This is a genomic window from Nocardioides alkalitolerans DSM 16699, from assembly GCF_000426525.1.
Classification (GTDB): domain Bacteria; phylum Actinomycetota; class Actinomycetes; order Propionibacteriales; family Nocardioidaceae; genus Nocardioides; species Nocardioides alkalitolerans.
The window spans coordinates 728,463-753,758 of the sequence record NZ_AUFN01000010.1 but is presented as its reverse complement, the minus strand read 5'-3'; the positions used below and the strand labels follow the sequence as shown (position 1 = coordinate 753,758).

Below are 25,296 nucleotides of genomic sequence, written 5' to 3'. Positions count from 1 at the left end.
CACGGGATGGGGGGAACGAGGAAGGGCGGCGCACGCCTGCCGTCATGGCTGCGGCGTGCGCCCCGCAGCGCCTGGTGGGAGTGGCGCGCGGGCCGCGCGGTCGTCGTGTCGGTCATCGGCGCGCTGCTGTGCACCGCCGTGCTCGAGGCGTCGATGCTCTACGAGGACCCGCTGTGGAAGCAGTGGGTCCGCACGCAGCTGATCGACGGCTACGCGTTCTGGGTCGACGCCCTCCTCGTCTGGACCCTGGTCGTCGCCGTGTGGGCGCTGGTCGGCCGGCTCTGGGTGGTGCTCGCCGGGTTCGGGGCGCTCAGCCTGGTGCTGTCGGCCGTCAACCGCACGAAGGTCGAGCTGCGCCAGGAGCCGGTCTACCCGAGCGACCTCGACTTCGTCGGCGAGGCCGGCTTCCTGAGCACCCAGGTCACGACCTCCACCGTCGTCGACGTCCTGGTCGCCGCGGGTGCGGTCGTGGTCGTGGTGCTGGCTCTCGGCCGCGTCGTGCGCCGCTGGGCCCCCGCGCTCGGCACGGAGGGCCTGCCCGGGCAGGGCCGGCGGATCGTCCTCGCCTTCCGCGGCGCCGTGCTCGTCACCTGCGTCGCCCTCCTCCTGCCGGCGCTGTCGTTCCACGACGACCGCAACCCGTGGCGCGGCCTCTACGAGGTGGGCGGTGTCTGGCGACCGTGGAACCAGGCCACCAACTATCGGGCGAACGGCGTGCTCGGCGGCTACCTCTACAACCTGCCGATCGCCGCCATGCCCGAGCCCGAGGGGTACGGCGAGGAGGCCATGGCCGAGATCGCCGAGCGCTACGGCGCCGTCGCCGACTCGGTCAACGCGCAGCGCACGGGCTCCCTGGACGACGTGAACGTCGTGCTCGTGCTGAGCGAGTCGTTCTCCGACCCCACGGCGCTGGACGGCTTCGAGCTCGAGCGCGACCCGATCCCGCTGACCCGCGAGACGATGGCGGGCACGACGGCCGGCGAGATGCTCGCCCAGCTGTACGGCGGGGGCACCGCCAACATGGAGTTCGAGGCGATGACGGGCCAGTCGCTGGCGCTGTTCCGCCCGCAGCTGACGTCGCCGTACCAGATGCTCGTGCCCAGCTACGAGGACTACCCCTCGGCGGTCGGCTGGTTCGAGTCCCAGGGTCACGAGTCGCTCGCCGTGCACCCCTTCTCGACGGGGATGTACCGGCGGGGCGAGGTCTACCGGGTGCTCGGCTTCGACGGGTTCCTCTACCAGGGCAACATGGCGAACCGGGAGTCGGTCGCCGCGAACGGCTTCATCTCCGACCGGTCGGCGTTCACCGAGGTGCTCCAGCGCATCCAGGGCGAGGACGGCCCGCTCTTCGTCAACCTGGTGACCATGCAGAACCACATCCCCGTCCAGGGCAACTACCCCGACCCGCTCGCGGTCGAGGGCGCGGACGCCCCCGACCTCGCCAGCCGGATCGGCCAGTACGCCCGCGGGCTCGAGGAGACCGACGAGGCGCTCGCCGCGTTCCTGGCGTCGCTCGAGGAGACGACGAGGACGACCGGCGAGGAGACCGTCGTGCTCTTCTACGGCGACCACCTCCCCGGCATCTACGACGACACGGTCACGCGCGCGAACCCCGGCACCGCGATGTACGAGACCCCGTGGTTCGCCTGGAGCAGCGCCGGCAACACGGCCGACCCGCAGCCGCTCACGAGCGCCGCGCACTTCATGCCGCTGGCCTACCAGGTCGCGGACGCGCCCGTGCCGCCGTACTACGCGCTGCTCGACGCGGTGCGCGCCGAGATCGGTGCGATGGAGCAGGGGCGGTTCGTCACCCCCGAGGGCGAGGTGCTGCGCCGCGACGAGCTCGACGCGGAGGCGCGGCAGGTGCTCGACGACCTCACGATGGTGCAGTACGACTTCACGCTGGGCGAGCGCTACGCGCTCGACGACATGTGGCCGGGAGCCGCGGCCGGGGCACCCGCGACGCCGTAGCCGGCCCGCGACGTCGGCCCGGTTCCCCGTTGGTCGGGACCGCGACGGGTACCTCCTGGATGGTCGGGCCCCGGACCGCCCGACCAGCCGGCGCGTCCCCCAGCGCGCACCTGACGAAAGGGACTGCCTTGACCTCGATCTCCGCCAACGGCGTCGACCTGCACCACACCGACACGGGGGGCGACGGCCGACCGGTCGTCCTCATCCACGGCTGGCCGCTGAGCGGTGCCTCCTGGGAGAACCAGGTGCCCGCCCTGCAGGAGGCCGGCTACCGCGTCGTGACCTACGACCGTCGCGGCTTCGGTGCCTCCGACAAGCCCACGACCGGCTACGACTACGACACGCTCGCGGCCGACCTCGACGCCGTGCTCACGCAGCTCGACCTCACGGACGCCACGCTCGTCGGCTTCTCGATGGGCGGGGGCGAGGTGGCGCGCTACCTCGGCACGTACGGCGACGACCGCGTCCGCTCGGCCGTCCTCGCCGCGGCCGTCCCGCCGTACCTGCTGAAGACCGACGACAACCCCGACGGCGGTCTGCCCGACGAGGCCGCCCGCGAGATGGAGTCCGGCGCCGCCGGCAACCGCGAGCAGTTCCTCGACGGCTTCACGACCGACTTCTTCTCGGTCGACGGCACCCTCAAGGTGAGCGAGGAGGAGCGTCAGAAGGCGCTCGAGCTCGAGAAGCCCGCCGGCGACGAGGCCCTGGTGCTGTGCATCGGGTCGTTCGCGCGCACCGACTTCCGCGAGGACCTCGCCAAGATCGCCGTGCCGACGCTCGTCATCCACGGCGACGGCGACGCGACGGTGCCGTTCGAGGTCTCGGGCAAGCGTTCGGCGGAGGCCATCTCCGACTCCACGCTCGTGGTCGTCGAGGACGCGCCGCACGGGTTCAACGTCAGCCACGCCGACGAGTTCAACCGGGCGCTCATCGACTTCCTCGCCCGCTGATCGTCACCACGGCCGCCCGTGCGCGGACCTCCGGGTCCGGGCACGGGCGGCCGTCGTGTCTCCACCCGACGTCGTACGGCGCACAGCGGCACCGCCCCGGATCCGCCCGAACTGGCGCCAGGCCATTGTGACCGCCGCCACGAGTGCCTAGCGTGCTCCTCACATCCACGGCGGACGGGCGTCCGCGGGGCCGATCCGGAAGGACATCCGTGAACAAGTCACAGCTCGTCGAGGCGCTGGCCAGCAAGTTCGAGGGCAACAAGAAGGCGGCGGCCCACGCCCTCGACGCGGTGCTCGACACCATCACGCGGGAGGTCGCCCGCGGCGAGAAGGTGGCGATCACCGGCTTCGGTGCCTTCGAGCAGAAGATCCGGGAGGCGCGGATCGTGCGCAACCCCCAGACCGGCGAGCTGATCGAGGCCGCGAAGAAGGCGGTCCCGAAGTTCACGCCCGGGGCCGACCTGCGCAACGTGATCTCGGGGGCGAAGCAGCTGCCGGCGGCCACCGTCGGCGCGGCCGGTGAGGCGGCCAGCGGCCTGGTCGCGAAGGTGTCGCGCAAGCCGGCGAAGGCGCAGGTCCCGGACGACGCCCCGGCGGCGACGAAGGCTCCGGCCGCCAAGAAGGCCCCGGCGACGAAGAAGGCCACGGCCGCCAAGAAGGCTCCCGCCGCCACGAAGGCCCCGGCCGCCACGAAGGCCCCGGCCGCGAAGAAGGCCCCGGCCGCGAAGAAGGCCCCGGCCGCGAAGAAGGCCCCGGCCGCGAAGAAGGCTCCCGCGACGGCGAAGAAGGCCCCGGCGACGGCGAAGAAGACCACCGCGAAGAAGACGACCGCGAAGAAGACGACCGCGACGAAGGCCACCGCGACGAAGGCGGTGCCGTCGACCCCGGAGGCGTCGACGGACTCCTGAGTCAGCGGCGCAGCAGGGCGGAGGTCCGCGGACCGGCGCCCAGGGCGACGGCGCCCACCAGTGCGGCGGCGTCGTCGACGTCGTGACGCAGCGACGGCAGCGCACCCGGCACGGCGAGGGCGCCGGAGTCGGCGTGCGCCGCCGCCGATCCCGGGCCGAAGCGGGGGTCGAACTCCGCGAGCGGCGCGGCGTAGAGGGTCGTGCCCGTGCCGTCGGCGTCCGCGACGTACGACGGGAGGTCCCGGCGGCAGACGACCGCGAGGGCCTCGGCGAGGTCCGCGCTCCGCAGGGCCGGGAGGTCGGCGCAGAGCGCCACCGGCACGCTGCCGGGCCAGCGCCGGCAGGCGTCGGCCGCGCCCTGGCGCAGCGTCCCGTTCAGGTCGCCGTCGAGGGGGTCGGGCACCACGGTGCAGCCGACGGCGGCGAGCTGCTCGGCGAAGAGGTGGTCGTCGGTGACGGCGAGCAGGCCCACCACGCCGGGCGTCGCCAGGACCGCGGTGGCCGTGTCGAGGGCGAACGCCGCGGCCAGCTCGTGACGGGGCACGGGCACGTCGACCAGGCGCGACTTGCCGACCGACGGCGGCTTGACGGGCAGCACGACGACGGCGGGGAGCAGGACGGGCGGGCGGGACGACATCACCCCCGATCCTGCCAGTCGGTCGGGGTGCACGGTGACCGAGCCGCGGGTCGCGACCGAGTAACCTGCACCGGGCACGGCTCCAGGGGGATCGGAGCGGACGAGGGCGAGGAGACGGTGCGTGGCGGTTCGGAAGCTGAGTGAGCGTCGGGGATGGGCCTACACGGTGGCCGCCGGGATCCTGAGGCCCACGCTGCTGGCGGCGACGTCGCGCACCTGGTCCGGCGGCGAGCACGTGCCCGCCACGGGCGGTTGCGTGGTCGCGCTCAACCACGTCACCAAGGTCGACCCGCTCTTCGCCGCCCACTTCCTCTACGACCACGGCCGGCTCTCGCGCTACCTCGCGAAGTCCGGCCTCTTCCGGGTCACCGGGCTCGGGGGGTTCCTCGGCGCGCTCGAGCAGATCCCCGTCGAGCGGGAGAGCTCGGGGACGTCGGCGTACCGCGCCGCCGTCGACGCGGTGCGCGACGGCAAGTGCGTCGTCGTCTACCCCGAGGGCACGATCACCCGCGACCCCGGGCTCTGGCCGATGACCGGCAAGACGGGTGCGGCGCGCATCGCGCTCGCGACCGGCTGCCCGGTGATCCCCGTCGCCCAGTGGGGCACGCAGGACGTGCTGGCGCCGTACGCGAAGGTGCCCCACCTGCTGCCCCGCAAGAGCGTGCAGGTGACGGCCGGTCCGCCGGTCGACCTCGCCGACCTGGTGACCGACGGGCGGCCCGTGACGACCGCGGCCGCGCTGACGGCCACCGACCGCATCATGGACGCGATCACGGGCCTCCTCGCGGAGATCCGGCAGGAGACGCCACCGGCGACGCGGTTCGACCCGCGCAGCCGGGGCGTGAGCGAGTACGGCCGACCACGGCCGACCGACGTGAACGGGCCGGGCGACACCTCGGCGCGGACCGGGGAGGAGCCCGCATGACGAAGGTGGCAGTGCTGAGCGCGGGGTCGTGGGGCACGGCGTTCTCCGTCGTGCTCGCCGACGGCGGCAGCGACGTGACCCTGTGGGCGCGGCGCGAGGAGATCGTCGAGGCGATCACCACCCGCCACGAGAACAGCGACTACATGCCCGGCATCCAGCTGCCCCGGACGGTCGACGCCACGACCGACCCCGAGAAGGCCATGGCCGGTGCCGACGTCGTGGTGCTGTCGATGCCCTCGCAGACGCTGCGGGCGACGCTGGAGTCCTGGCGCGGGTTCGTGCCCCGGGGCGCCGTGCTCGTCTCGCTCATGAAGGGCGTCGAGCTCGGCTCGGTCAAGCGCATGAGCGAGGTGATCGCCGAGGCGGCCGACGTCCCGCCCCGCCAGGTCGCGGTCGTGAGCGGTCCGAACCTCGCGAAGGAGATCGCGCGGCGCGAGCCGGCCGCCTCCGTGGTGGCCTGCGAGGACGAGGAGACCGCCCGCCGGTTGCAGCGCATCTGTCACACGCCCGCCTTCCGGCCCTACACCAGCACCGACGTCGTCGGCTGCGAGATCGGCGGCGCCTACAAGAACGTCGTCGCCCTGAGCGTGGGCATGGCCGTCGGTCTCGGGTTCGGCGACAACACCACCGCCTCGGTCATCACCCGGGGCCTCGCGGAGACGGCGCGCCTCGCCGTCGCCCAGGGCGCCAACCCCCTGACGCTCATGGGGCTCGCCGGCCTCGGCGACCTCGTCGCGACCTGCTCCTCGCCGCTCAGCCGCAACCGCACCTTCGGCGAGCGCCTCGGGAGCGGCATGACCGCCGACGAGATCTACGCCTCGACCCGGCAGGTGGCCGAGGGCGCCAAGTCGTGCAGCTCGTTGCGCGACCTCGCCCGCCGTACCGGCGTGGACGCCCCCATCGCCGAGCACGTCGACGAGGTCGTCTCGGGCACCATCACCGCCCGCGACATGATGGCCGCGTTCGTCGCCCGCGAGACCAAGGCCGAGACGGACTGACGCCCGCCCGTCCCGGCCGGGCCCTCAGCCGAGCTGGTCGAGGGCCTGCACGAGGTCGTCCCAGAGGTCGTCGACGTCCTCGACGCCGACGGAGAGCCGCACGAGCGACTCCGGGATCGTGGTCGCCTCGCCCTTCCAGCGACGGCGGCGCTCCAGCGAGGACTCCACCCCGCCGAGGCTGGTCGCGAAGACCCAGAGCCGGGTGGAGCGGCACAGCAGGTCGGCGGCGAGCGGCCCCTTCGCGACCTCGATCGCGACGATCGCGCCGAAGCCCGGGTAGCGCACGCGCTCGATCGCGGGGTGCGCCTCGAGGCGGCGCACCAGCTCGACGGCGTTGGCCTGGGAGCGCTCGACGCGCAGGTGCAGCGTGCGCAGGCCGCGCAGGGCGAGCCAGGCCTCGAGGGTGCCGGGGATGGCGCCCAGCAGGTCGCGGCGGCCCTTGAGCACGTCGTACAGCTGCGGGTCGCGGGTCACGACCGCGCCGAGCAGCGCGTCGGAGTGGCCGGCGATGAACTTGGTCGCGGAGTGCAGCACGATGTCGGCGCCCTGGTCGAGCGGCTGCTGCAGCAGCGGGGTGGCGAACGTGTTGTCGACGACCACGTAGGCGCCCGCCTCGTGGGCCGCGGCGACGATGGCCGGGATGTCGGCGACCTCGAGGGCGGGGTTGGTGGGCGACTCGATCCAGACGATGGCGGCGTCGTCGCAGGCGGCGACCACCGCGTCGGTGTCGGCGATGTCGACCAGGCGGCTCTGCACCCGGCCGCGCAGCTGCAGGTCGCCCAGCTGGCCGAGCGTGCCCTGGTAGGCGTGGCGGGGCGCCACCACGACGGCGTCGTTCGCCACGAGGTCCAGCACGGTCGCGACGGCGCCCAGGCCGCTGGAGAACGCGAGCGCCCGGCCGCCCTCGAGGCTGCCGAGGGCGTCCTCGAACGCGGTCCAGGTGGGGTTGCCGTAGCGGCCGTACTCCAGGTCGCCGCCTCCGACGTACGTCGCGGCCATCGTCAGCGGGGTGTTGAGGGGGGCGTCGGGGTCGCGGGCGGGCCGACCGGCGTGCACCGCGCGGGTGGCGGGACGCAGGGCCGGGGCGACCGTCTCGGGAGTCGTGGGGGAGTCGTCGGGCATGCCCACCAGGGTAGGGCGCGCCCGGCCGGTAGGGTCAGCGGCCATGAGCGAGCCCACCGCCCGGCGTCCCCGCGTAGCCGTCGTCTTCGGCGGCCGCTCCGCGGAGCACTCCATCTCCTGCATCTCGGCGGGCAGCGTCATCGCGGCCCTCGACCCCGAGCGGTACGACGTGGTGCCCGTCGGCATCGCGCAGGACGGCCGCTGGGTGCTGGAGGACCCGTCGTCCAACCGCCTCGAGCTCGGCCCCGGCGGCGCGCTGCCGACCGTGCAGGGCGAGGAGTCCGTGCAGCTCAGCCCCGGCGCCTCGCCCGAGCTCGTCGTGAGCCCGGCCGACGAGGTGCCCCACGTGCTCGGCGAGGTCGACGTCGTCTTCCCCGTCATGCACGGGCCGTTCGGGCAGGACGGCACCCTGCAGGGCCTCCTGGAGATGGCCGGGGTGCGGTACGTCGGGGCCGGCGTGCTCTCCTCCGCGGTCGGCACCGACAAGCAGTTCATGAAGCGCCTCTTCGAGGCCGCGGGCCTCCCGGTGCTGCCCTGGGTGAGCGTGACGCCGCGCGACTGGGCCCGGGACGAGGCGGGCGTACGACGCCGCGTCGCCGACCTCGGCCTGCCGGTCTTCGTCAAGCCCGCCCGGGCCGGCTCCAGCTTCGGCATCACCCGCGTCGACGACCTCGCCGACCTGGACGCCGCGCTCGACGAGGCCCGCCGGCACGACCCCAAGGTGCTCGTCGAGGCCGCCGCGGTCGGGGCCCGCGAGATCGAGTGCGGGGTGCTCGCGGGGGAGGGCCACGACGACCACGTGACCAGCGCCCTCGCGGAGATCCGCGTCGCGGAGGGCCACGCGTTCTACGACTTCGAGGCCAAGTACCTCCCCGAGGAGAACACGGCGCTCGACGTGCCGGCCGACCTGCCCGACGACGTCGCCGCCCGGGTGAGCGCCCTCTCGGTGGCGGCGTTCGAGGCCCTCGACTGCGAGGGCCTCGCCCGCGTCGACTTCTTCGTCTTCCCCGACGGGCGGGTCGTCATCAACGAGGTCGAGACCATGCCGGGCTTCACGAGCCTCTCGATGTTCCCGCGCATGTGGGCCGCGAGCGGCGTCGACTACCCGACGCTCGTCGACCGGCTCGTGCGGCTCGCGCTCGCCCGCGACGTCGGCCTGCGCTGAGACTGCCGGACGGGCCTCAGACGCAGGGGTCGACCAGCGTCGCGTTCGCCAGCACGGCGGGCGCGATGTCGACCATTGCCTCGACCGGGGGTCGGTGCTCGGCGGGCAGCCGGATCTGCACGATCGGCTCGAACCCGATGGTGGTGATGACGGCGTCGGCCGTCTGGTCGCGGTAGGCGGCGGGCGGTGCGTACCAGCCGACGCCCCCCACCTCCTCGCAGTCGGAGATCTCGCTGAACGACGCCGGCATCGTGGCGCCGCAGAGCACGACGATGGCGGGTTCGCCCCAGCCGCGGGCCAGGACGCCCTCGGGGGTGATCTCCCGCTCCTCCTCGCCGGCGACGGTGGCGGGCAGGTCGGCCACCAGGTCCTCGCAGGCGGCGCGGTCGTCGGCGCTCAGGTCGGGGTCGTCCACGGTCGGGACGCCCTCGACGCGCACGGGTCCGGCCGAGCACCCGACGAGCGCGAGGAGCAGCAGCGCCGCACCCGCGGGGGCGAGGCGGCGGTGCGTCGTACGCACCCTCAGAGGTGGACGACGGGGCACGTGAGCGTGCGGTCGATCCCGTCGAGCTCCTGGATGGGCGCCACGACGTCGCGGCCGAGGGCGTCGACGTCGACGGCCTCGGCGCGCACGATCACGTCGTACGGACCGGTGACGTCGTCGGACAGCGTCACGCCGGGCATCTCGGCGATCGAGGCGGCCACCTGGGCCGCCTTCGCCTGGTCGGTGCGGATCAGGATGTAGGCCTGCACGCTCATCTGCGGCGCACTCCTTCGCGGGGACGGGGGCGGGGCGGGGACAGCCACGACCGGTGCGCGAACTGTACCGGCGCCCCGGGTCCCGGACGGACCCGCGTGCCGCGCGTCGTCGTGGCGGCGGGCTCTGGTGGGATGGTCGCCATGGCCCCGTCCCCGACTCCCGCCCCGCTCCCGCGCGACGCCCTGCTCTCCGAGGTCGGCGAGTTCGCGCTCATCGACGCGCTCACGGCGCTGCTGCCCGCCGGGGGCGAGGACGTGCTCGTGGGGCCCGGCGACGACGCCGCGGTGCTGCGCATCCGCAAGGGCCACGTGGTCGTCTCCACCGACATGGTCGTGGAGAACCGGCACTTCCGCCGCGACTGGTCGGAGGCGGTCGACGTCGGCCACCGCGCCGCGGCGCAGAACATCTCCGACATCAACGCCATGGGCGGGCGCGCCACCTCCCTCACGCTCGGGCTCGCCCTCCCCGGCGACCTGCCGCTCGCCTGGGTCGTCGACTTCACGAAGGGCTTCGCGGCGGAGGCGCAGAGCGTCGGCGCGGTCGTCGTCGGCGGCGACGTGACCCGCGCGGAGGAGATCGTCGCGGCCGTCACCGTGCTCGGCACGTGCACGCAGGCGCCCGTCCTGCGGTCCGGGGCGCGCCCGGGCGACGTGGTGGCGCTCTGCGGTCGTCAGGGCTGGGCCGCGGGAGGGCTGGCCGTTCTCGGCCGCGGCTTCCGCTCGCCGCGCGTGCTGGTGGAGGCCTACCGGCGACCCGCGCCGCCGTACGACGCGGGGCCGGCCGCCGCGGCGGCCGGGGCGACCGCGCTCATCGACATCTCCGACGGGCTCCTCGCCGAGGCGGGACACCTCGCGCGGGCCTCGCTGGTGCACCTCGACCTGCGCACCGAGGCGTTCGAGATCCCCGAGCCGCTGCAGGCGGTGAGCGCCGCCCTGGGGTCCGACGCGCTCGGGTTCGTGCTCACGGGCGGCGACGACCACGCGCTGCTGGCGACGTTCCCCGCCGACGCCGACCTGCCCGAGGGCTGGGCGGTCGTCGGCGCGGTCACCGACCTCGACGGGGCCGACGGTCCGCTCGTCACCGTCGATGGCGCGCCGTACGACGGGGTGCCGGGCTGGAGCCACTTCTGACCCGCGGGGACGCGGCGCAGGAATGACGAGGGCCCGTCCAGCAGTGCTGGACGGGCCCTCGACGTCGAAGGGGGAGAGGTCAGCGCGTGACCTTGCCCGCCTTCAGGCAGCCGGTGCACACGTTGAGGCGCGTGGGCGTGCCGTTGACCTTCGCGCGGACGCGCTGGATGTTGGGGTCGAAGCGACGCTTCGTGATCTTCCGCGACCACGGCCTGTTGTGACCGAAGCCCGGCTTCTTGGCGCAGATGTCACAGACGGCAGCCACCGTGAACTCCTGAAGTCGAGATTACTGAGAAAGTGTCACCGAGGGGCCGACCCGCAGAGCGAGCAGCAGCCCCGAGGCAACCGCGCTACCGTAGCCGACCGACGCCGCCACGTGCTAATCCGCCGTGGCCGCCCCGTTCCGGGCAGGGTCCGGCCCCCGTTCCGGTGCATCGTCCACATCCGCTCACCGGTCGGTCTGTGCGCCGTCGCCGCGCCCGACTAATCTGTCACCTCCCGCGCAGCCGCGCTCGCGGGTTCCCACCGGTTCCCGGGCAGCGTGAGTGGAGGATGAGGCACGGATGGCTGGTCTCGCGCAGTCCGTGCGCCTCGAGGTCGTCGTCCGGTTCGTCGACCTCGCCACCGACGCCCTGGCCGACGCGCGCGAGGAGATCGACGCGCTCAACGTCTTCCCGGTGCCGGACGGCGACACGGGCACCAACATGTTCCTCACCATGTCGGCGGCGCGGGAGTCGCTCCGCGAGTCGCTGACCGGTCTCGGGCTGGCGGGCATCGCCGCCGACGGGCACGCGGGGCGCGTCCACGCCGCCGAGGTGACCCCGGAGCAGCTCGTCGCGGCGCTGCGCGCCCTGGCGCGGGGTGCGCTGCTGGGCGCCCGCGGCAACTCCGGCGTGATCCTCGCCCAGATGCTCGGGGCGGTCACGGGCCACCTCGAGGGGGTCCGCCCCGACTCCCGCGCCGCGGTGCTGGTGGCCGGCGCGCTCGCCGAGGCCACGCGCGCCAGCTACGAGGCCGTCGGCGATCCCGTCGAGGGCACCATCCTCACCGTCGCCCGGGCGGCCAGCGACGCGGCGCTCGCCGCCGCCGAGGCCCCCCGCGCCCGCTCCCGCGACGTGTACGCCGCCGCGGCCGAGGCCGCCCACGAGGCCCTGCTGCGCACGCCCGAGCTGCTGCCCGCTCTCGCCGACGCCGGTGTCGTCGACGCCGGCGGTCGCGGTCTCTCCGTCATCCTCGACGCCGCCGACACGGCGCTCACCGGTCGCCGGCCGCTGTCGACGCCGGCACGCCTGGGGCGCCGCACCATCCCGGTCCCGACCTCCGACCACGCCGGCGCCCCCACGGGCGACGGCGCCGAGCCCGAGCACGCCGGCCCGGCGTACGAGGTGATGTTCCTGCTCGACGGCAGCAGCGACGACGCGGTGCGCGCGCTCCGCGGACGCCTCGCCGACCTGGGGGACTCGCTCGTCGTGGTCGGGACCGACGGGCTGTGGAACGTGCACGTGCACGTCGACGACGTGGGCGCCGCGATCGAGGCCGGCGTGGAGGCCGGGCGGCCCCACCAGATCCGGGTCACCCACTTCGCCGACCGCGCCCGTCACGACCAGGCGCAGGACCACGGGCACACCCACGCCCACGCGACCGACCCCGAGGGCGTCGCCACGGCCGGGCGCACCACGCGGCCCCACGGCCGCGCGGTGGTCGCGGTCAGCGCGGGTCCCGGCCTGGAGAAGCTGTTCGGCGAGGCGGGCGCCGTCGTCGTCCCGGGCGGCCCCGGCGAGCGGCCCTCGGCGGGCATGCTGCTCGACGCGGTGCGCCGCACCGGTGCCGCCGAGGTCGTCATCCTGCCCAACGACCCCGACTCCGTGCGGGCGGCCGAGGTGGCCGCACGCACCGCGGAGGAGGACGGTGACGTGCGCGTCGCCGTCGTGCCGAGCCGGGCGCAGGTGCAGGGCCTGGCCGCCCTCGCGGTGCACGAGCCCGGTCGCGCCTTCGGGCAGGACGTGGTGGAGATGACCGCCGCGGCCCGCCACTGCCGCCACGGCGCGGTCACCGAGGCCGTCCGCCGGGCCATCACCACCGCCGGACCCTGCGAGGCCGGAGACGTGCTGGGCGTCGTCTCGGGCGACTTCGCGGTCGTGGGCCAGGACCGTCTCGTCGTCGCCGTCGAGGTCGTCACCCGGCTCCTCGGCGTCGGCGGCGAGCTCGTCACCATCGTCGCCGGCAAGGACGCCGGCGACCTCGGCAGCCGCCTCGCGGCCCACGTGGAGCACGAGCACCCCGGCGTCGACGTGGTCACCTACGACGGCGGGCAGTCGCGCTACCCGCTGCTGGTCTCGGTCGAGTGAGGGGCCGGGCGGGCACGGCAGGGCCGGGCGTGACGGGGGAGTGACGGTGGAGACGACGGACGGGGGCGGGGCGCGGTGATCACGCTCGACTCCCCGGTGGAGACGGTCCTGGGCGGGGCCGCGAAGAAGGTCGCCAAGGTCCGGGACGCGCTGGGCCTGCACACGGTCGGCGACCTGCTGCGCCACTTCCCGCGCACCTACCTCAAGGTCGGCGAGCTGACGGCCGTCGAGGAGCTGGTGAAGGGCCAGCCGCTCACGGTGGTCGGCCGGGTCTCCGACTGCGCGGTGCGCACCTACCCCGACCGCCGGACCGGACGCACGGCGTACCGCGTCGAGGTGGTCCTGCAGACCGACGGGCCCGACCTGCGCATGACCTTCTTCTCGAAGCACAAGGGTGGCGCCGAGTTCCACCGCAGCCGCAACGAGGTCGGCACGACCGGGGTCTTCATCGGCAAGGTCGACAGCTTCAACGGCCGCTGGCAGCTGACCAACCCGACGATGGTGCCGCTCGACGGGGTCGGGGCCACGACGTACGCCGAGCGCGGCGAGACCCAGCTGCCCCTCGCGGACGCGGCGGGACAGGCCGCGGTCGCCGGGCTCCGGGCCCTCTTCCCGGTCTACCCGAGCACCGCCGGCGTCGAGTCGTGGGACCTGCAGGCCGCGATCGCGTTCGCCCTCACCGTGCTGGAGCCCCCGGCCGACCCGCTGCCCCCGAGCCTGCGGGACACCTACGAGCTCGTCGGCCTCCAGGAGGCGTTCGAGCGGGTGCACCAGCCCGACTCGTACGGCGACGTGACCCGCGGGCTGATGCGGTTCCGGTTCGACGAGGCCCTCGTGACCCAGCTGGTGCTCGCGCGTCGCCGGGCGGCGCACCGCGCGCTCGCCGGACGCCCCCGCACCGGCACCCGTCCCGACGGCACCGTCGGCGGGCTGCTCGCCGCGTTCGACGCGCGCCTGCCCTTCGAGCTCACGGCCGGGCAGCGGTCGGTCGGCGCGGAGATCGAGGCCGACCTGGCCGCCGACCACCCGATGAACCGCCTGCTGCAGGGCGAGGTCGGCTCCGGCAAGACGCTGGTGGCGCTGCGCGCCATGCTCCGCGTCGTCGACTCCGGCGGCCAGGCCGCGATCCTCGCGCCCACCGAGGTGCTCGCGCAGCAGCACCACCGCTCGCTGACCGCCCTCCTCGGGGACCTCGCGGGCGGCGGCATGCTCGGCGGGGCCGACGAGGCGACGGGCATCGCCCTCCTCACGGGCTCGAGCAGCACCGCGCACCGGCGCTCGACGCTGCTCGACATCGTCACCGGCGACGCCGGGATCGTGGTCGGCACCCACGCGCTCCTGGAGGACAAGGTGGCCTTCGCCGACCTGGGGCTGGTGGTCGTCGACGAGCAGCACCGCTTCGGCGTCGAGCAGCGGGCGGCCCTCACGGGCAAGGCCGAGACACCGCCGCACGTGCTCGTCATGACGGCCACGCCCATCCCGCGCACGGTCGCGATGACGGTCTTCGGCGACCTGGAGACGTCGGTGCTCAGCGAGCTGCCCGCCGGACGCGCGCCGATCCAGTCGACCGTCGTGCCGCTGGCGGAGCAGCCGTCGTGGATCGGCCGCGTGTGGGAGCGCGTGCGCGAGGAGGTCGCGGCCGGGCACCAGGCGTACGTCGTGTGCCCGCGCATCAGCCTCGAGCCCGGGTCGCGCGACGCCGAGGAGGTCGAGGCCCTCGACCTGGACGCGGCGGGGGAGCAGGTCGCCGCCCCGGCCGACCGCCCGCCGGCCGCCGCGGTGGAGGACGTGCTCGCCCAGCTCACCTCCGGACCGCTCGCCGGCCTCCGGGTCGCGGCCCTCCACGGACGCCTCGCACCCGACGAGAAGGATGCGGTGATGCGCTCGTTCGCGGCCGGCAGCATCGACGTGCTGGTGTCGACGACCGTGATCGAGGTGGGCGTCGACGTCGCCAACGCCACCACGATGGTGCTGCTCGACGCCGACCGGTTCGGTGTCTCCCAGCTGCACCAGCTGCGCGGCCGCGTGGGCCGGGGCGGTCTGCCGGGTCTCTGCCTGCTCGTCAGCCGGGCCGACGCGGGCACCCCGGCGCGCGAGCGGCTCGACGCGGTGGCCGCGACCACCGACGGCTTCGAGCTCTCCCGGGTCGACCTCGAGCAGCGGCGCGAGGGCGACGTGCTCGGGGTCTCCCAGTCCGGTCGCCGGTCGAGCCTGCAGACCCTGCGGGTGCTGCGCGACGAGAAGACCATCGTGCGGGCGCGCGAGGCCGCCCTCGCCCTGCTCGAGGACGACCCCCGGCTGACCGCCCTGCCCCAGGTCGCCGCGGCGGTCGACGAGCTCGAGGCCTCGGCCGAGGCCTCCTACCTGGAGAAGTCGTGACGCGGATCATCGCCGGACGGGCCGGCGGACGACGGCTCGACACCCCGCGCGGCCAGGCGACCCGCCCGACGTCCGACCGCGTCCGGGAGGCCCTGTTCTCCACCGTCGAGGCGTGGTGCGGCTCGCTCGAGGGCCTGCGCTTCCTCGACCTGTACGCCGGCTCCGGCGCCGTGGGGCTCGAGGCCTGGTCCCGGGGCGCGGGCGTCGTCGAGCTGGTCGAGCACGACCGTCGCACCCAGGCCCTCATCGCCGCCAACGCCCGGGCCATCGGGTTCGACCGGGCCCACGTGAGCCGCGGCACCGTCGGGTCGGTGCTCGGACGGCGGCCGGCCACGCCGTACGACGTGGTCTTCAGCGACCCGCCGTACCCGCTGCACGACGACGCGGTGGCCGCCGACCTGACCGCCCTGGTCGCCCACGGATGGCTCGTGCCGGGCGCCATGGTGGTCGTGGAGCGCTCGTCGCGCAGCCCCGAGCCCCGCTGGCCGGTCGGGATCGTGGTCGACCAGGCGCGCAAGTACGGCGAGACGACGCTCTGGTACGGTCACGCGGCCTCGGCCGACCCGCTCCCGGAGCCGCCCGCCGCCCCGCCCGGCGACCTGTCCGCCGACCCGCCCGCCGACCTGCCGGAGGAGTGATCCCCATGACCCGTGCCGTGTGCCCCGGCACCTTCGACCCCGTCACGCTCGGCCACGTCGACGTGGTGGAGCGCGCCGCGCGCCTCTTCGACGAGGTCGTCGTGGCGGTCGGCGTCAACGCGTCGAAGCGTCGCCTCTTCGACGACGCGGAGCGTCTCGCCATGCTCGTCGAGGCCACGGCCCACCTGCCCGGCGTGCGCGTCGAGGGCTTCACCGGCCTGCTCACCGACTTCTGCACGGCCCAGGGGGCCGACGTGGTCGTGAAGGGCCTGCGCGGCGCGGGGGACTACGAGTACGAGCTGCCGATGGCCCGGATGAACGACCACCTCAGCGGCGTCGAGACGGTGTTCCTGGCGGCGCGCCCGCAGTTCACCCACGTCTCGTCGAGCCTGGTCAAGGAGGTCGCGACCCTCGGTGGCGACGTGGCTCCCTTCCTCAGCGCGGCGGTGCACGACCGCCTCCTGGCGCGTCTCGCCGAGCGGGCGGGTGGCTGACGTGGCCCTGCGTGCCCGCCCCGCCGTCGCCGTCGTCCGGCGCGGTTTGGTCCCTGGATGCCGGGGTGGCTATTCTTTCCCGGTTCTGTCGTGCCCTCTTCCGGAAGTGATCCTCTGAACCGCCTGGACCCGAGAGCGCCGCTCGTGCTCGATACTCGCGAGCTCGGCCGCCGCCCGGGGTCCCAGCGTGAAGTGGTCACCACGGTTCCGGCACCGGCAGATCTCGGCATCGAGGTCCTCGGTGTCCCCGAAGGTGCGCCGGTCGATCTCGACCTGCGCCTGGAGGCGGTCATGGAGGGCGTCCTGGTCACCGGTACGGCACGCGCCGACCTGGTCGGCGAGTGCGCACGGTGCCTGGAGGAGATCGACGACGAGATGTCGGCGGACTTCCAGGAGCTGTACGTGTACACCGACCGGGACGCGCCGTCGGACGAGGAGCAGGACGACGTCCTCGGCGTGCGGCGGCTCGACGACAACGACATGGTCGACATCGAGCCGGTGCTGCGGGACGCGGTGGTGCTCGCACTGCCGTTCCGGCCGCTGTGCCGGGAGGACTGTCCGGGGTTGTGCGTCGAGTGCGGCGCGCGGCTGGCGGACGACCCGGATCACGGGCACGGTGAACCGATCGACCCCCGGTGGGCCGGTCTCACCGGGCTGCTGGAGCCAGGTCGCGACGAGCCCTCGGGCCCGGCCGCGGCCGACGAGAACTGAACGTCCCCATCCTGGGGGCCTGCCGGGTGCCCCGGTGGGCGAGGTACACACCGGCGCCTTGCCGGCGAAGTCAGAGGAGAAGAACAGTGGCTGTCCCGAAGCGGAAGATGTCGCGCAGCAACACGCGTCACCGTCGTTCGGCCTGGAAGGCGATCGCGCCGTCCCTGGTGACCTGCGTGAACCCCGCCTGTGGTGCCCAGCACCTCCCGCACCGCGCGTGCGGCAACTGCGGTCAGTACGGCGCGAAGTCGAGCCGTCGCCAGGTCCTCTGATCGACCTGCACCAGGCCGACGTGCCCGACGCGTCTGCCGCGATCGACTACGCCGAGCTGCGAGCAGCCCTGGGTGAGCCCGTCCTGGACCCGGGGCTGCTCGAGCGCGCTCTGACGCACCGCTCCTACGCCTACGAGCACGGGGGCCTGCCGAACAACGAGCGCCTCGAGTTCCTCGGCGACTCGGTGCTCGGCATCGTCGTCACCGAGACGCTCTACACGGCGCACCCGGACCTCTCCGAGGGCCGGCTCGCCAAGCTTCGCGCCGCGGTGGTCAACGCCCGTGCGCTCGCCGACGTCGCCCGCACGGTCGGCCTCGGCGGTCACGTCAAGCTGGGCCGGGGCGAGGAGACGACCGGCGGTCGCGACAAGGCGTCGATCCTGTCCGACACCCTCGAGGCCGTCATCGGCGCCGTCCACCTCTCCGGCGGCATCACCGCGGCCGCCGACGTGGTCCACCGCCTGTTCGACCCGGTCATGGAGGCCGCGGCCGCGATGGGCGCCGGCCTCGACTGGAAGACCTCGCTGCAGGAGATCGCCGCCGAGCGCGCCCTCGGCGTGCCCGAGTACCTGATCACCGACGAGGGTCCCGACCACCTCAAGACCTTCACCGCGCGCGTGCGCGTCGGCGACGGCGTCTACGGCCACGGTGTCGGCCGCTCCAAGAAGGAGGCCGAGCAGCAGGCCGCGCAGACGGCGTACGGCGAGATCGCCGCGACCGGCCTGCCCTCCGGGCTGCCCGCCCCCCAGCCCACCGACGTGGCCACCGCCCCGACCGCTCCGGCCGACCCCGCTGCCGAGCGGCCCCCCGCGACCCCGGACCCCGGCGGTGCCGGAGCTTCCTGAGGTCGAGGTCGTCCGAGCCGGGCTCGAGCGCCACGTGCTCGGGGCCCGCGTCACGGCGGTCGACGTCCTCCACCCCCGTCCCGTGCGCCGCGACCCCGGCGGTCCGGCGGGTTTCGCCGCGGCCCTCGTCGGTCGCACCCTGGTCGCGGCCCGGCGTCGCGGCAAGTACCTCTGGCTGCCGCTGGACAACGGCGACGCCCTCACGGCCCACCTCGGCATGAGCGGCCAGATGCTCGTGCAGCCGCCCGACTCGCCCGACGAGCGCCACCTGCGGGTGCGGCTGCGTCTCGACGGCGCGGCCGAGGGCCGCGAGCTGCGGTTCGTCGACCAGCGCATGTTCGGCGGCCTGGCCGTCAGCGTCGGGGGTGCCGACCTCCCGCCCGAGATGGCCCACGTCGCGCGGGACCCCCTCGACCCCGCGTTCGACGACGTCGCGTTCGTGGCGGCGGTCCGCCGCCGCTCGTCCGGGGTCAAGCGCATCCTGCTCGACCAGAAGGTCGTGTCGGGGGTGGGCAACATCTACGCCGACGAGGCGCTGTGGCGCGCGCGGCTGCACGGCGAGCGGCCCGGGGTGCGCCTGCGCACGATCCAGGTCGTCGAGCTGCTGGTGCACGTGCGGGCGGTCATGAGTGAGGCCCTCGCGCAGGGGGGCACGTCCTTCGACGCGCTGTACGTGAACGTCAACGGCGAGTCGGGCTACTTCGACCGGTCCCTCCACGCCTACGGGCGCGAGGGCGAGCCGTGCGACCGGTGCGGTGCGCCGCTGCGGCGGACGGCCTTCATGAACCGCTCCTCGTACTTCTGCCCGGTCTGCCAGCCGGTGCCCCGCCGGCGTCGTACGACGCCCGCTCCCTCGGCCTGAGCACGCCCCGCGGCCGGCCCACGGGGCCGCGCCGCGCCCGGCGTACGCGTCGGATTGACCCCGACGGGCCCGGGTGAGACATTTGTAGACGGTCCGGATCCGGGCCACCTCACCACTTCTCCTGATCCCGGAGGATCGTCATGGCCAAGGCGCTGATCGGCTACCTGAACAGCGACCTGCGGGTCCCTGCCCGCTTCGAGGTGGAGAACGCCCGCCTCCGGTCCCGCGTGAACGAGCTGGAGCAGCTCGTGCTGCGGCTCAAGGTCGAGAACGACGAGCTCACCGCCGCCCAGGCCGCGGTCCTGCTCGACCTCGAGACCACCGACGAGCTGCAGCCCGCCTGACGCAGCGCGTCACCGCCGGTCGGACGGAAATCGATTCGTCCGACCACCGCCCGGCCCCGTAGGGTCCCCTCCTCGTGAGGCGGATCATCGAGGTCGTGGCCCCGGCCCGGCTCGGGACCGGCTTCCGGCGCCTCCTCGGCGCCTACTGGACCGCCAACGTCGGCGACGGCATCATGCTCGCCGCGGGTCCGCTGCTCATCGCCTGGCTCACCGACGAGGCCTTCCTCATCGCCCTCGCCGCCGCCGTGCAGCGCGCGCCGTGGCTGCTCGTCGGCCTGTACGCCGGTGTGGTCGCCGACCGCTTCGACCGGCGCCGCATCATCCTCGTCACCAACACGGTGCGGCTGCTCGCCGTGGCCGTGCTGCTCGCGGCCGTCGCGACCGACCTGGTGACCGTCGCGGGGGTGCTGGCCGCCCTCTTCGTGCTGGGCCTGGCCGAGTGCTTCAACGACACCACCATGGCGACGCTGATGCCGATGCTCGTGCCGAAGAAGGACCTCGGTCTCGCCGGTTCGCGCGTGATGGTCGGCGTGATGACGATCAACCAGCTCGCCGGCCCGCCCGTGGGCGCCGCGCTCTTCGTCGCCGGGACGGCCTGGCCCCTGGCGGCCCAGGTGGTCTGCCTGGGGCTGGTGCTGGTGCAGCTGGCCCGGCTGCGGCTGCCTCCCGTACGGCGCGACGCACCCCTCCCGGGCGCCCGCACGGGCGTCTGGCACGAGGTGCGGGAAGGCATCGGCTGGCTGGCCGGCCACGCGGCGGTCCGCACGCTGGCGCTGACCATCCTGATGTTCAACGTGACCTTCGGGGCCACGTGGTCCGTGCTCGTCATCTACACCCACGACCGGCTGGGCCTCGGCGAGATCGGGTTCGGGCTGGTGACCGCGGCGACGGCGGTCGGCGGCATCACCGGGGCGCTGCTCTACGGCACCCTCGAGCGTCGGTTCCCGCTCGGCTCGATCATGCGGGTGGGGCTGGTCGTGGAGACGTCCACGCACGCGGTCCTGGCGCTCACCACGTCGCCGGCCGTCGCCCTCGCCATCCTCTTCGCCTTCGGCGTGCAGGCGTCCGTGTGGGGCACGACGTCGACCGCCGTGCGCCAGCGGGCCGTGCCCGCCCACTTCCAGGGCCGCGTCACCAGCGTCTACCTCATCGGCATGCAGGCCGGCCTCGTCGTCGGTGCGGTGCTCGGCGGCGTGCTGGCCCAGGTGGGCGACGTGCGCACGACGCTCTGGTTCGGCTTCGTCGGCTCGGCCGTCATCCTCGTGCTGATCTGGCGGGTGCTCCCGCAGATCGCCCACGCGGGCACCGACGACGAGGACTGAGACCCGCACCGGACACCCGCACCGGCCGGTCCCGCCGTCAGTCGGGCGTCTCCACGCGTCGCTTGCGCCAGCCGTCGAGGAGGTCGAGCAGTCCCACGACGACGAGCACGACGCCGAGCGGTCGGCCCTGGAACCAGCCGAGCTCGGCGTCGCCGAAGGCGAGGGCGAGGACGGCGCCGGCGGCGACCAGCGCGAGGCCGAGGACGAGGTGCGCGTTCGCTGACATGGCACCACCGTCCCAGCCCGGGCGGACGACGACATCGGGCGAAGGATGTCGGTGGCCCCTGCCAAAGTACGACGACGGGCCCGCCCGGGTCGTGACCTTCGGCACGGGGGCACGCCCGGGGCACTAGCCTGGTCCGACCCGGACGGGCCGGACGTGCGGCGGCGGCGAGGAGCATCGGTGTACCTGAAGAGCCTGACCCTCAAGGGGTTCAAGTCCTTCGCGTCCTCCACGACCCTCCTGCTCGAGCCCGGCATCACCTGCATCGTCGGGCCCAACGGGTCGGGCAAGTCGAACGTCGTCGACGCCCTCGCCTGGGTCATGGGCGAGCAGGGCGCCAAGTCGCTGCGCGGCGGCAAGATGGAGGACGTCATCTTCGCCGGCACGTCGGGGCGCCCGCCGCTCGGGCGCGCGGAGGTGCAGCTGACCATCGACAACTCCGACGGCGCCCTGCCGATCGAGTACGCCGAGGTGACGATCAGCCGCACGATGTTCCGCAACGGCGGCTCGGAGTACGCGATCAACGGCGCCGCCTGCCGGCTCCTCGACGTCCAGGAGCTGCTGAGCGACTCGGGCATCGGTCGCGAGATGCACGTGATCGTCGGCCAGGGCCAGCTGGACTCGATCCTGCGCGCGACCCCGGAGGAGCGGCGCGGCTTCATCGAGGAGGCGGCCGGTGTGCTCAAGCACCGCAAGCGCAAGGAGAAGGCGCTCCGCAAGCTCGACGCCACCGACGGCAACCTGACGCGGCTCAACGACCTGCTCACCGAGATCCGCCGCCAGCTCAAGCCGCTCGGGCGCCAGGCCGAGGTCGCCCGGCGCGCGGCGACCGTGCAGGCCGACGTGCGGGACGCCCGCTCGCGCCTCCTGGCCGACGACCTGGTGACCGCGCGCACCTCGCTCGAGCAGGAGCTGGCCGACGAGTCGGTGCTCGTCGAGCGCCGGGAGGAGGTCGCGGCCGAGCTTTCCTCGACCCGCGAGCGCGAGGCGGCGCTCGAGGCCGCCCTGCGGGAGGACCTGCCGGCCCTGGCCGCCGCCCAGGAGACGTGGTTCGCGCTCGCCGGCCTGCGCGACCGGCTGCAGGGCACGCGCTCCCTGGCCGCCGAGCGGGTCCGCACCTCGACCCAGACCGAGCCCGCCGCGCCCTCGGGCCGCGACCCGGAGCAGCTGGAGGCCGAGGCGGAGCGGGTGCGGGAGAACGAGGCCCGCATCACCGCCGAGGTCGCCGAGAAGTCCGCGGCGCTCGCCCGCAGCGTCGAGGCCCGCACGACGGCGGAGGACGCAGCCGCCGCGGAGGACAAGCGGATCGTGGCGCTCCAGCGGGCCGCCGCCGACCGGCGCGAGGGCCTGGCGCGGCTCCACGGCCAGGTCAGCGCGGTCCGCTCCCGGGCCCGTGCGGCCGAGGACGAGCTGGGCCGCCTCACCGTGGCCCGCGCGGAGGCGCTCGCGCGGGCCGAGCGGGCCCAGCGCGACTTCACCGCCCTCGAGACCCGGGTCGCCGGCCTGGACGCGGGGGAGGAGGGACTCGACGCGGAGCACGAGGACGCGGCGGAGGCCCTCGGCGTGATCGAGGAGCGCCTCGCGGCGCAGCGGGCCGAGCTGCAGGAGGCGGAGCGCTCCCGCTCGGCGCTCACCGCCCGCAAGGAGGCGCTCGAGCTGGGGCTGACGCGCAAGGACGCGGCGGGCGCGCTGCTCGCCGCGGGAGACCGGCTCGAGGGCGTCCTGGGGTCGACCGCGGCGCTGCTCACCGTGCGGCCGGGGTTCGAGACCGCCGTGGCCGCGGCGCTGGGGTCGGCGGCCGACGCGGTGGTCGTCGACGGGCCCGGTGTGGCGGCGGCGGCGATCGACCTCCTGCGGGCCGACGACGCCGGGCGCGCCGGGTTGGTGCTCGCCGGGGGCGAGGCCGGACCCCGCGACTGGCCCGCCCTGCCGGACGGTGCGTCGTACGCGGTCGACGTCGTCGAGAGCCCCGCCCGTCTCCGGGCCGCCCTGGACCACCTGCTCGACCGCGTCGCCGTCGTCGCCGACCTGGCTGCGGCGCAGGCGCTGGTCGCCGACCTCCCCGGGGTCGTCGCCGTCACCCGCGAGGGCGACGTGCTCGCCGCCCACTGGGCCTCGGGCGGGTCGTCGGCCCAGCCCAGCCTCATCGAGGTGCAGGCCGCCGTCGACGAGGCGGCCGAGCAGCTCGCCGCGGCCGTCGCCACCACCGAGCGACTGACCTTCGCGCTGCGGGCCGACGAGGCCGAGCGGGTCGAGGCGCAGCGTCGCGTGGACGTCGCGCTCGCCCGCCTCCACGAGTCCGACGCCGCCCTCGCCGCGGTCGCCGAGGAGCTGGGGCAGCACGGCTCCCAGGCGCGGTCCGCCCGGGGCGAGGCCGAGCGCCTGGAGCGCTCGATCGTCGCCGCCGAGCAGGCGCGCGAGGCCGGGCAGACGGGCCTGGCCGAGCTCGAGGAGCGCCTCGCCCGGGCCGAGGCCGCCCCCGAGGAGGAGCCCGACACCGCCGACCGCGAGGAGCTGGCCGGCGTCGCCCGCGACGCCCGGCAGGCGGAGATGGAGGCGCGCCTCGCGTTGCGCACCGCCGAGGAGCGTGCCCGCGCGATCCACGGCCGGGCCGACAGCCTCCTGCGCACGGCGCGGCAGGAGCGCGAGGCGCGCGCCCGGGCCGCGGAGCGCCGCGAGCGCGTACGACGCCAGGGCGAGGCCGCACGCGCGGTGGCGGCGGGGGTGGAGGTCGTGCTCGCCCGGGTCGAGCTGTCCGTGGCCGAGGCCGCCGTCGTCCGCACCCGCGTCGAGGAGTCGCGCAAGGAGCGGGAGGAGCAGCTGCTCGCCGTCCGGGCACGCCTGCGCGACCTGGGCCGCGAGCACGACGAGCTGGTGAGCAGCGTCCACCGCGACGAGATGGCCCGGGCCCAGCAGCGCATGCGCATCGAGCAGCTCAAGGGCCGCGCGATCGAGGAGCTGGGCGTCGACCCCGACGCGCTGGTCGCCGAGTACGGCCCCGACCAGCTGGTGCCGGCCGAGGCGGGCGCCGGCGCCGGCGCCGACGGGGCCGAGGAGGCCGAGCCCGCGCCGGGCACGCCGTACGTGCGTGAGGAGCAGACGAAGCGCCTGCGCTCCGCCGAGCGTGCGCTGGCCCAGCTCGGCCGGGTCAACCCCCTGGCGCTCGAGGAGTACGCCGCGATGGAGGAGCGCCACCAGTTCCTCACCGAGCAGCTCGACGACCTGCGACGCACCCGCAAGGACCTGCTCGACATCGTGCGGGAGGTCGACGCGCGCGTGCAGCAGGTCTTCACGGAGGCGTGGCTCGACGTCGAGCGCGCCTTCGACCACGTCTTCTCCCGGCTCTTCCCGGGCGGTGAGGGGCGGCTGCTGCTCACCGACCCGTCCGACATGCTGACGACCGGCGTCGAGGTCGAGGCACGACCGCCCGGCAAGAAGGTGAAGCGGCTCTCGCTGCTCTCCGGCGGCGAGCGCTCGTTGGTGGCGGTCGCGTTCCTGGTGGCGCTCTTCAAGGCCCGGCCGTCGCCGTTCTACATCCTCGACGAGGTGGAGGCGGCGCTCGACGACACGAACCTCGGGCGGCTGCTGGAGATCTACGAGGAGCTGCGCGAGAACTCGCAGCTGCTCGTCATCACCCACCAGAAACGCACCATGGAGGTGGGCGACGCGCTGTACGGCGTCACGATGCGTGGTGACGGCGTCTCGGCCGTCATCAGCCAGCGGCTGCGCGACGCGGAGCCGGCGACCAGGACGCGCGAGGCCACCGGCCCGCGCGAGGCACGAGAGGTGGAGGCGTGAGCGAGCGACCGGACCGACCCCGACGGGGCGACTACGTCGCGTGGCGACGGGTGACCACGCGGTGGCGCGACGACGACGCCTACGGCCACCTGAACAACGCGACGTACTACGAGCTGTTCGACACGGCCGTCAACGCGCACCTCTACGACGCCACGGGCACCGACGTCCGCAGGCTGCCTCGCATCGGGCTGGTCGCGGAGACGTCGTGCCGCTACTTCCGCGAGCTCGGCTTCCCCGAGCCCATCGACATGGGTCTCGTGGTCGACAAGGTGGGCACCTCGTCCATCGTCTACCGCATCGGTCTCTTCCAGGGCCCCGACGGCGGACCCGAGGAGGAGGCCGCGGCGGAGGGTCGATTCGTGCACGTGTACGTCGACAACACCCGGGGAGCGGGGGAGCGGCCCGTCGCCCCGATCCCGGACGAGATCCGCGCCGCGGTCGAGCCGCTGCTGCGCTGAGAGCGCTCCGCGTCGGGCGCCGCACGCGCCGATGCG

At 74.6% G+C, this 25,296-nt stretch carries 25 protein-coding genes; 19 read left to right on the top strand and 6 right to left on the bottom strand.

Annotated elements, in window-relative coordinates; all coding sequences use genetic code 11:
- The first annotated feature begins 6 nt into the window (after window positions 1-6).
- From K329_RS0104285 to K329_RS24495, 3 genes are all read left to right on the top strand, one after another.
- Entirely contained in the window at window positions 7-1,971 is a 1,965-nt protein-coding gene (locus K329_RS0104285) for an LTA synthase family protein (RefSeq protein WP_084540971.1), read from the top strand.
- 128 nt (window positions 1,972-2,099) lie between these two features.
- A complete protein-coding gene (locus K329_RS0104280) occupies window positions 2,100-2,921 on the top strand; it encodes an alpha/beta fold hydrolase (protein WP_281169792.1) in 822 nt (273 codons plus the stop codon).
- Between the two features lie 209 nt (window positions 2,922-3,130).
- Complete coding sequence (locus K329_RS24495; protein WP_052336333.1) at window positions 3,131-3,829, top strand: HU family DNA-binding protein; 699 nt, start codon at window positions 3,131-3,133, stop codon at window positions 3,827-3,829.
- 1 nt (window position 3,830) lies between these two features.
- On the opposite strand, the gene K329_RS0104270 is transcribed toward K329_RS24495, so the two are convergent.
- Window positions 3,831-4,466, bottom strand: coding sequence for a CofC family guanylyltransferase (locus K329_RS0104270; RefSeq protein ID WP_043641987.1), 636 nt, complete (start codon window positions 4,464-4,466; stop codon window positions 3,831-3,833).
- A gap of 121 nt (window positions 4,467-4,587) precedes the next feature.
- On the opposite strand from K329_RS0104270, the gene K329_RS24490 reads away from it, so the two are divergent.
- Together K329_RS24490 and K329_RS0104260 are read left to right on the top strand one after the other, a co-directional pair.
- Window positions 4,588-5,391 carry a lysophospholipid acyltransferase family protein gene (locus tag K329_RS24490; protein ID WP_052336332.1) on the top strand — a complete coding sequence of 268 codons (804 nt, stop codon included), beginning with the start codon at window positions 4,588-4,590 and terminating at the stop codon, window positions 5,389-5,391.
- Window positions 5,388-6,389 carry an NAD(P)H-dependent glycerol-3-phosphate dehydrogenase gene (locus K329_RS0104260; protein ID WP_028472092.1) on the top strand — a complete coding sequence of 334 codons (1,002 nt, stop codon included), beginning with the start codon at window positions 5,388-5,390 and terminating at the stop codon, window positions 6,387-6,389. Before K329_RS24490 ends, K329_RS0104260 begins: the two co-directional genes overlap by 4 nt.
- A gap of 24 nt (window positions 6,390-6,413) precedes the next feature.
- Here K329_RS0104260 and K329_RS0104255 read toward each other — a convergent pair whose 3' ends face one another.
- The gene (locus K329_RS0104255; protein ID WP_052336331.1) at window positions 6,414-7,511 is read right to left on the bottom strand and encodes a trans-sulfuration enzyme family protein; all 1,098 of its coding nucleotides are present in this window, start codon (window positions 7,509-7,511) and stop codon (window positions 6,414-6,416) included.
- Between the two features lie 43 nt (window positions 7,512-7,554).
- On the opposite strand from K329_RS0104255, the gene K329_RS0104250 reads away from it, so the two are divergent.
- On the top strand, window positions 7,555-8,676 hold the full coding sequence (locus tag K329_RS0104250) for a D-alanine--D-alanine ligase family protein (RefSeq protein ID WP_028472090.1): 1,122 nt from the start codon (window positions 7,555-7,557) through the stop codon (window positions 8,674-8,676).
- A gap of 16 nt (window positions 8,677-8,692) precedes the next feature.
- Here the strand turns inward: K329_RS0104250 and K329_RS0104245 are convergent, their stop codons facing one another.
- Window positions 8,693-9,196, bottom strand: coding sequence for a DUF3515 family protein (locus tag K329_RS0104245; protein WP_052336330.1), 504 nt, complete (start codon window positions 9,194-9,196; stop codon window positions 8,693-8,695).
- A 2-nt stretch (window positions 9,197-9,198) separates the two neighbouring features.
- Window positions 9,199-9,435, bottom strand: coding sequence for an Lrp/AsnC family transcriptional regulator (locus tag K329_RS0104240; protein WP_028472088.1), 237 nt, complete (start codon window positions 9,433-9,435; stop codon window positions 9,199-9,201).
- 141 nt (window positions 9,436-9,576) lie between these two features.
- Here K329_RS0104240 and K329_RS0104235 point away from each other — a divergent pair, with 141 nt between their 5' ends.
- Complete coding sequence (locus K329_RS0104235) at window positions 9,577-10,566, top strand: thiamine-phosphate kinase (RefSeq protein WP_052336483.1); 990 nt, start codon at window positions 9,577-9,579, stop codon at window positions 10,564-10,566.
- A gap of 79 nt (window positions 10,567-10,645) precedes the next feature.
- Here K329_RS0104235 and rpmB read toward each other — a convergent pair whose 3' ends face one another.
- Window positions 10,646-10,831 (bottom strand): 50S ribosomal protein L28, encoded by a 186-nt coding sequence (rpmB, locus tag K329_RS0104230; protein ID WP_028472086.1) that lies wholly within the window; start codon window positions 10,829-10,831, stop codon window positions 10,646-10,648.
- 298 nt (window positions 10,832-11,129) lie between these two features.
- On the opposite strand from rpmB, the gene K329_RS0104225 reads away from it, so the two are divergent.
- From K329_RS0104225 to K329_RS0104175, 10 genes are all read left to right on the top strand, one after another.
- Window positions 11,130-12,914, top strand: a complete 1,785-nt coding sequence (locus K329_RS0104225) for a DAK2 domain-containing protein (RefSeq protein WP_043641985.1) — start codon at window positions 11,130-11,132, stop codon at window positions 12,912-12,914.
- Between the two features lie 75 nt (window positions 12,915-12,989).
- The gene (locus K329_RS0104220) at window positions 12,990-15,293 is read left to right on the top strand and encodes an ATP-dependent DNA helicase RecG (RefSeq protein ID WP_028472084.1); all 2,304 of its coding nucleotides are present in this window, start codon (window positions 12,990-12,992) and stop codon (window positions 15,291-15,293) included.
- The gene (gene rsmD, locus K329_RS24485) at window positions 15,290-15,931 is read left to right on the top strand and encodes a 16S rRNA (guanine(966)-N(2))-methyltransferase RsmD (protein ID WP_052336329.1); all 642 of its coding nucleotides are present in this window, start codon (window positions 15,290-15,292) and stop codon (window positions 15,929-15,931) included. The genes K329_RS0104220 and rsmD overlap by 4 nt, the downstream gene beginning before the upstream one ends.
- A gap of 5 nt (window positions 15,932-15,936) precedes the next feature.
- Window positions 15,937-16,425, top strand: coding sequence for a pantetheine-phosphate adenylyltransferase (gene coaD, locus K329_RS0104210; RefSeq protein WP_028472083.1), 489 nt, complete (start codon window positions 15,937-15,939; stop codon window positions 16,423-16,425).
- Between the two features lie 57 nt (window positions 16,426-16,482).
- A complete protein-coding gene (locus tag K329_RS24480) occupies window positions 16,483-17,136 on the top strand; it encodes a YceD family protein (protein ID WP_084540970.1) in 654 nt (217 codons plus the stop codon).
- A gap of 86 nt (window positions 17,137-17,222) precedes the next feature.
- Window positions 17,223-17,408 (top strand): 50S ribosomal protein L32, encoded by a 186-nt coding sequence (gene rpmF / locus K329_RS0104195; protein WP_028472082.1) that lies wholly within the window; start codon window positions 17,223-17,225, stop codon window positions 17,406-17,408.
- A 20-nt stretch (window positions 17,409-17,428) separates the two neighbouring features.
- Window positions 17,429-18,253, top strand: coding sequence for a ribonuclease III (gene rnc, locus K329_RS24475; RefSeq protein WP_425411465.1), 825 nt, complete (start codon window positions 17,429-17,431; stop codon window positions 18,251-18,253).
- Entirely contained in the window at window positions 18,237-19,115 is an 879-nt protein-coding gene (gene mutM, locus K329_RS0104185; RefSeq protein ID WP_028472081.1) for a bifunctional DNA-formamidopyrimidine glycosylase/DNA-(apurinic or apyrimidinic site) lyase, read from the top strand. The genes rnc and mutM overlap by 17 nt, the downstream gene beginning before the upstream one ends.
- Window positions 19,116-19,255: 140 nt before the next feature.
- Window positions 19,256-19,459 (top strand): hypothetical protein, encoded by a 204-nt coding sequence (locus tag K329_RS0104180; protein ID WP_028472080.1) that lies wholly within the window; start codon window positions 19,256-19,258, stop codon window positions 19,457-19,459.
- A gap of 74 nt (window positions 19,460-19,533) precedes the next feature.
- Window positions 19,534-20,781 (top strand): MFS transporter, encoded by a 1,248-nt coding sequence (locus K329_RS0104175; protein WP_028472079.1) that lies wholly within the window; start codon window positions 19,534-19,536, stop codon window positions 20,779-20,781.
- 37 nt (window positions 20,782-20,818) lie between these two features.
- Here the strand turns inward: K329_RS0104175 and K329_RS24470 are convergent, their stop codons facing one another.
- Complete coding sequence (locus K329_RS24470) at window positions 20,819-21,007, bottom strand: hypothetical protein (RefSeq protein WP_043641980.1); 189 nt, start codon at window positions 21,005-21,007, stop codon at window positions 20,819-20,821.
- 177 nt (window positions 21,008-21,184) lie between these two features.
- Between K329_RS24470 and smc the strand changes: the two genes are divergently transcribed.
- Window positions 21,185-24,802, top strand: coding sequence for a chromosome segregation protein SMC (gene smc / locus K329_RS24465; protein WP_043641978.1), 3,618 nt, complete (start codon window positions 21,185-21,187; stop codon window positions 24,800-24,802).
- Window positions 24,799-25,260 carry an acyl-CoA thioesterase gene (locus K329_RS0104160; protein WP_028472078.1) on the top strand — a complete coding sequence of 154 codons (462 nt, stop codon included), beginning with the start codon at window positions 24,799-24,801 and terminating at the stop codon, window positions 25,258-25,260. Before smc ends, K329_RS0104160 begins: the two co-directional genes overlap by 4 nt.
- Window positions 25,261-25,296: the final 36 nt, after the last annotated feature.

Excerpts from the sequence above, each read along its gene's own strand:
- K329_RS0104285 (WP_084540971.1), top strand. The coding sequence starts at position 7 with ATGGGGGGAACGAGGAAGGGCGGCGCACGCCTGCCGTCATGGCTGCGG.
- K329_RS0104270 (WP_043641987.1), bottom strand. The coding sequence starts at position 4,466 with ATGTCGTCCCGCCCGCCCGTCCTGCTCCCCGCCGTCGTCGTGCTGCCC.
- K329_RS0104260 (WP_028472092.1), top strand. The coding sequence starts at position 5,388 with ATGACGAAGGTGGCAGTGCTGAGCGCGGGGTCGTGGGGCACGGCGTTC.
- K329_RS0104255 (WP_052336331.1), bottom strand. The coding sequence starts at position 7,511 with ATGCCCGACGACTCCCCCACGACTCCCGAGACGGTCGCCCCGGCCCTG.
- K329_RS0104250 (WP_028472090.1), top strand. The coding sequence starts at position 7,555 with ATGAGCGAGCCCACCGCCCGGCGTCCCCGCGTAGCCGTCGTCTTCGGC.
- K329_RS0104240 (WP_028472088.1), bottom strand. The coding sequence starts at position 9,435 with ATGAGCGTGCAGGCCTACATCCTGATCCGCACCGACCAGGCGAAGGCG.
- K329_RS0104235 (WP_052336483.1), top strand. The coding sequence starts at position 9,577 with ATGGCCCCGTCCCCGACTCCCGCCCCGCTCCCGCGCGACGCCCTGCTC.
- K329_RS0104225 (WP_043641985.1), top strand. The coding sequence starts at position 11,130 with ATGGCTGGTCTCGCGCAGTCCGTGCGCCTCGAGGTCGTCGTCCGGTTC.
- coaD (WP_028472083.1), top strand. The coding sequence starts at position 15,937 with ATGACCCGTGCCGTGTGCCCCGGCACCTTCGACCCCGTCACGCTCGGC.
- K329_RS24480 (WP_084540970.1), top strand. The coding sequence starts at position 16,483 with ATGCCGGGGTGGCTATTCTTTCCCGGTTCTGTCGTGCCCTCTTCCGGA.
- K329_RS0104180 (WP_028472080.1), top strand. The coding sequence starts at position 19,256 with ATGGCCAAGGCGCTGATCGGCTACCTGAACAGCGACCTGCGGGTCCCT.
- K329_RS24470 (WP_043641980.1), bottom strand. The coding sequence starts at position 21,007 with ATGTCAGCGAACGCGCACCTCGTCCTCGGCCTCGCGCTGGTCGCCGCC.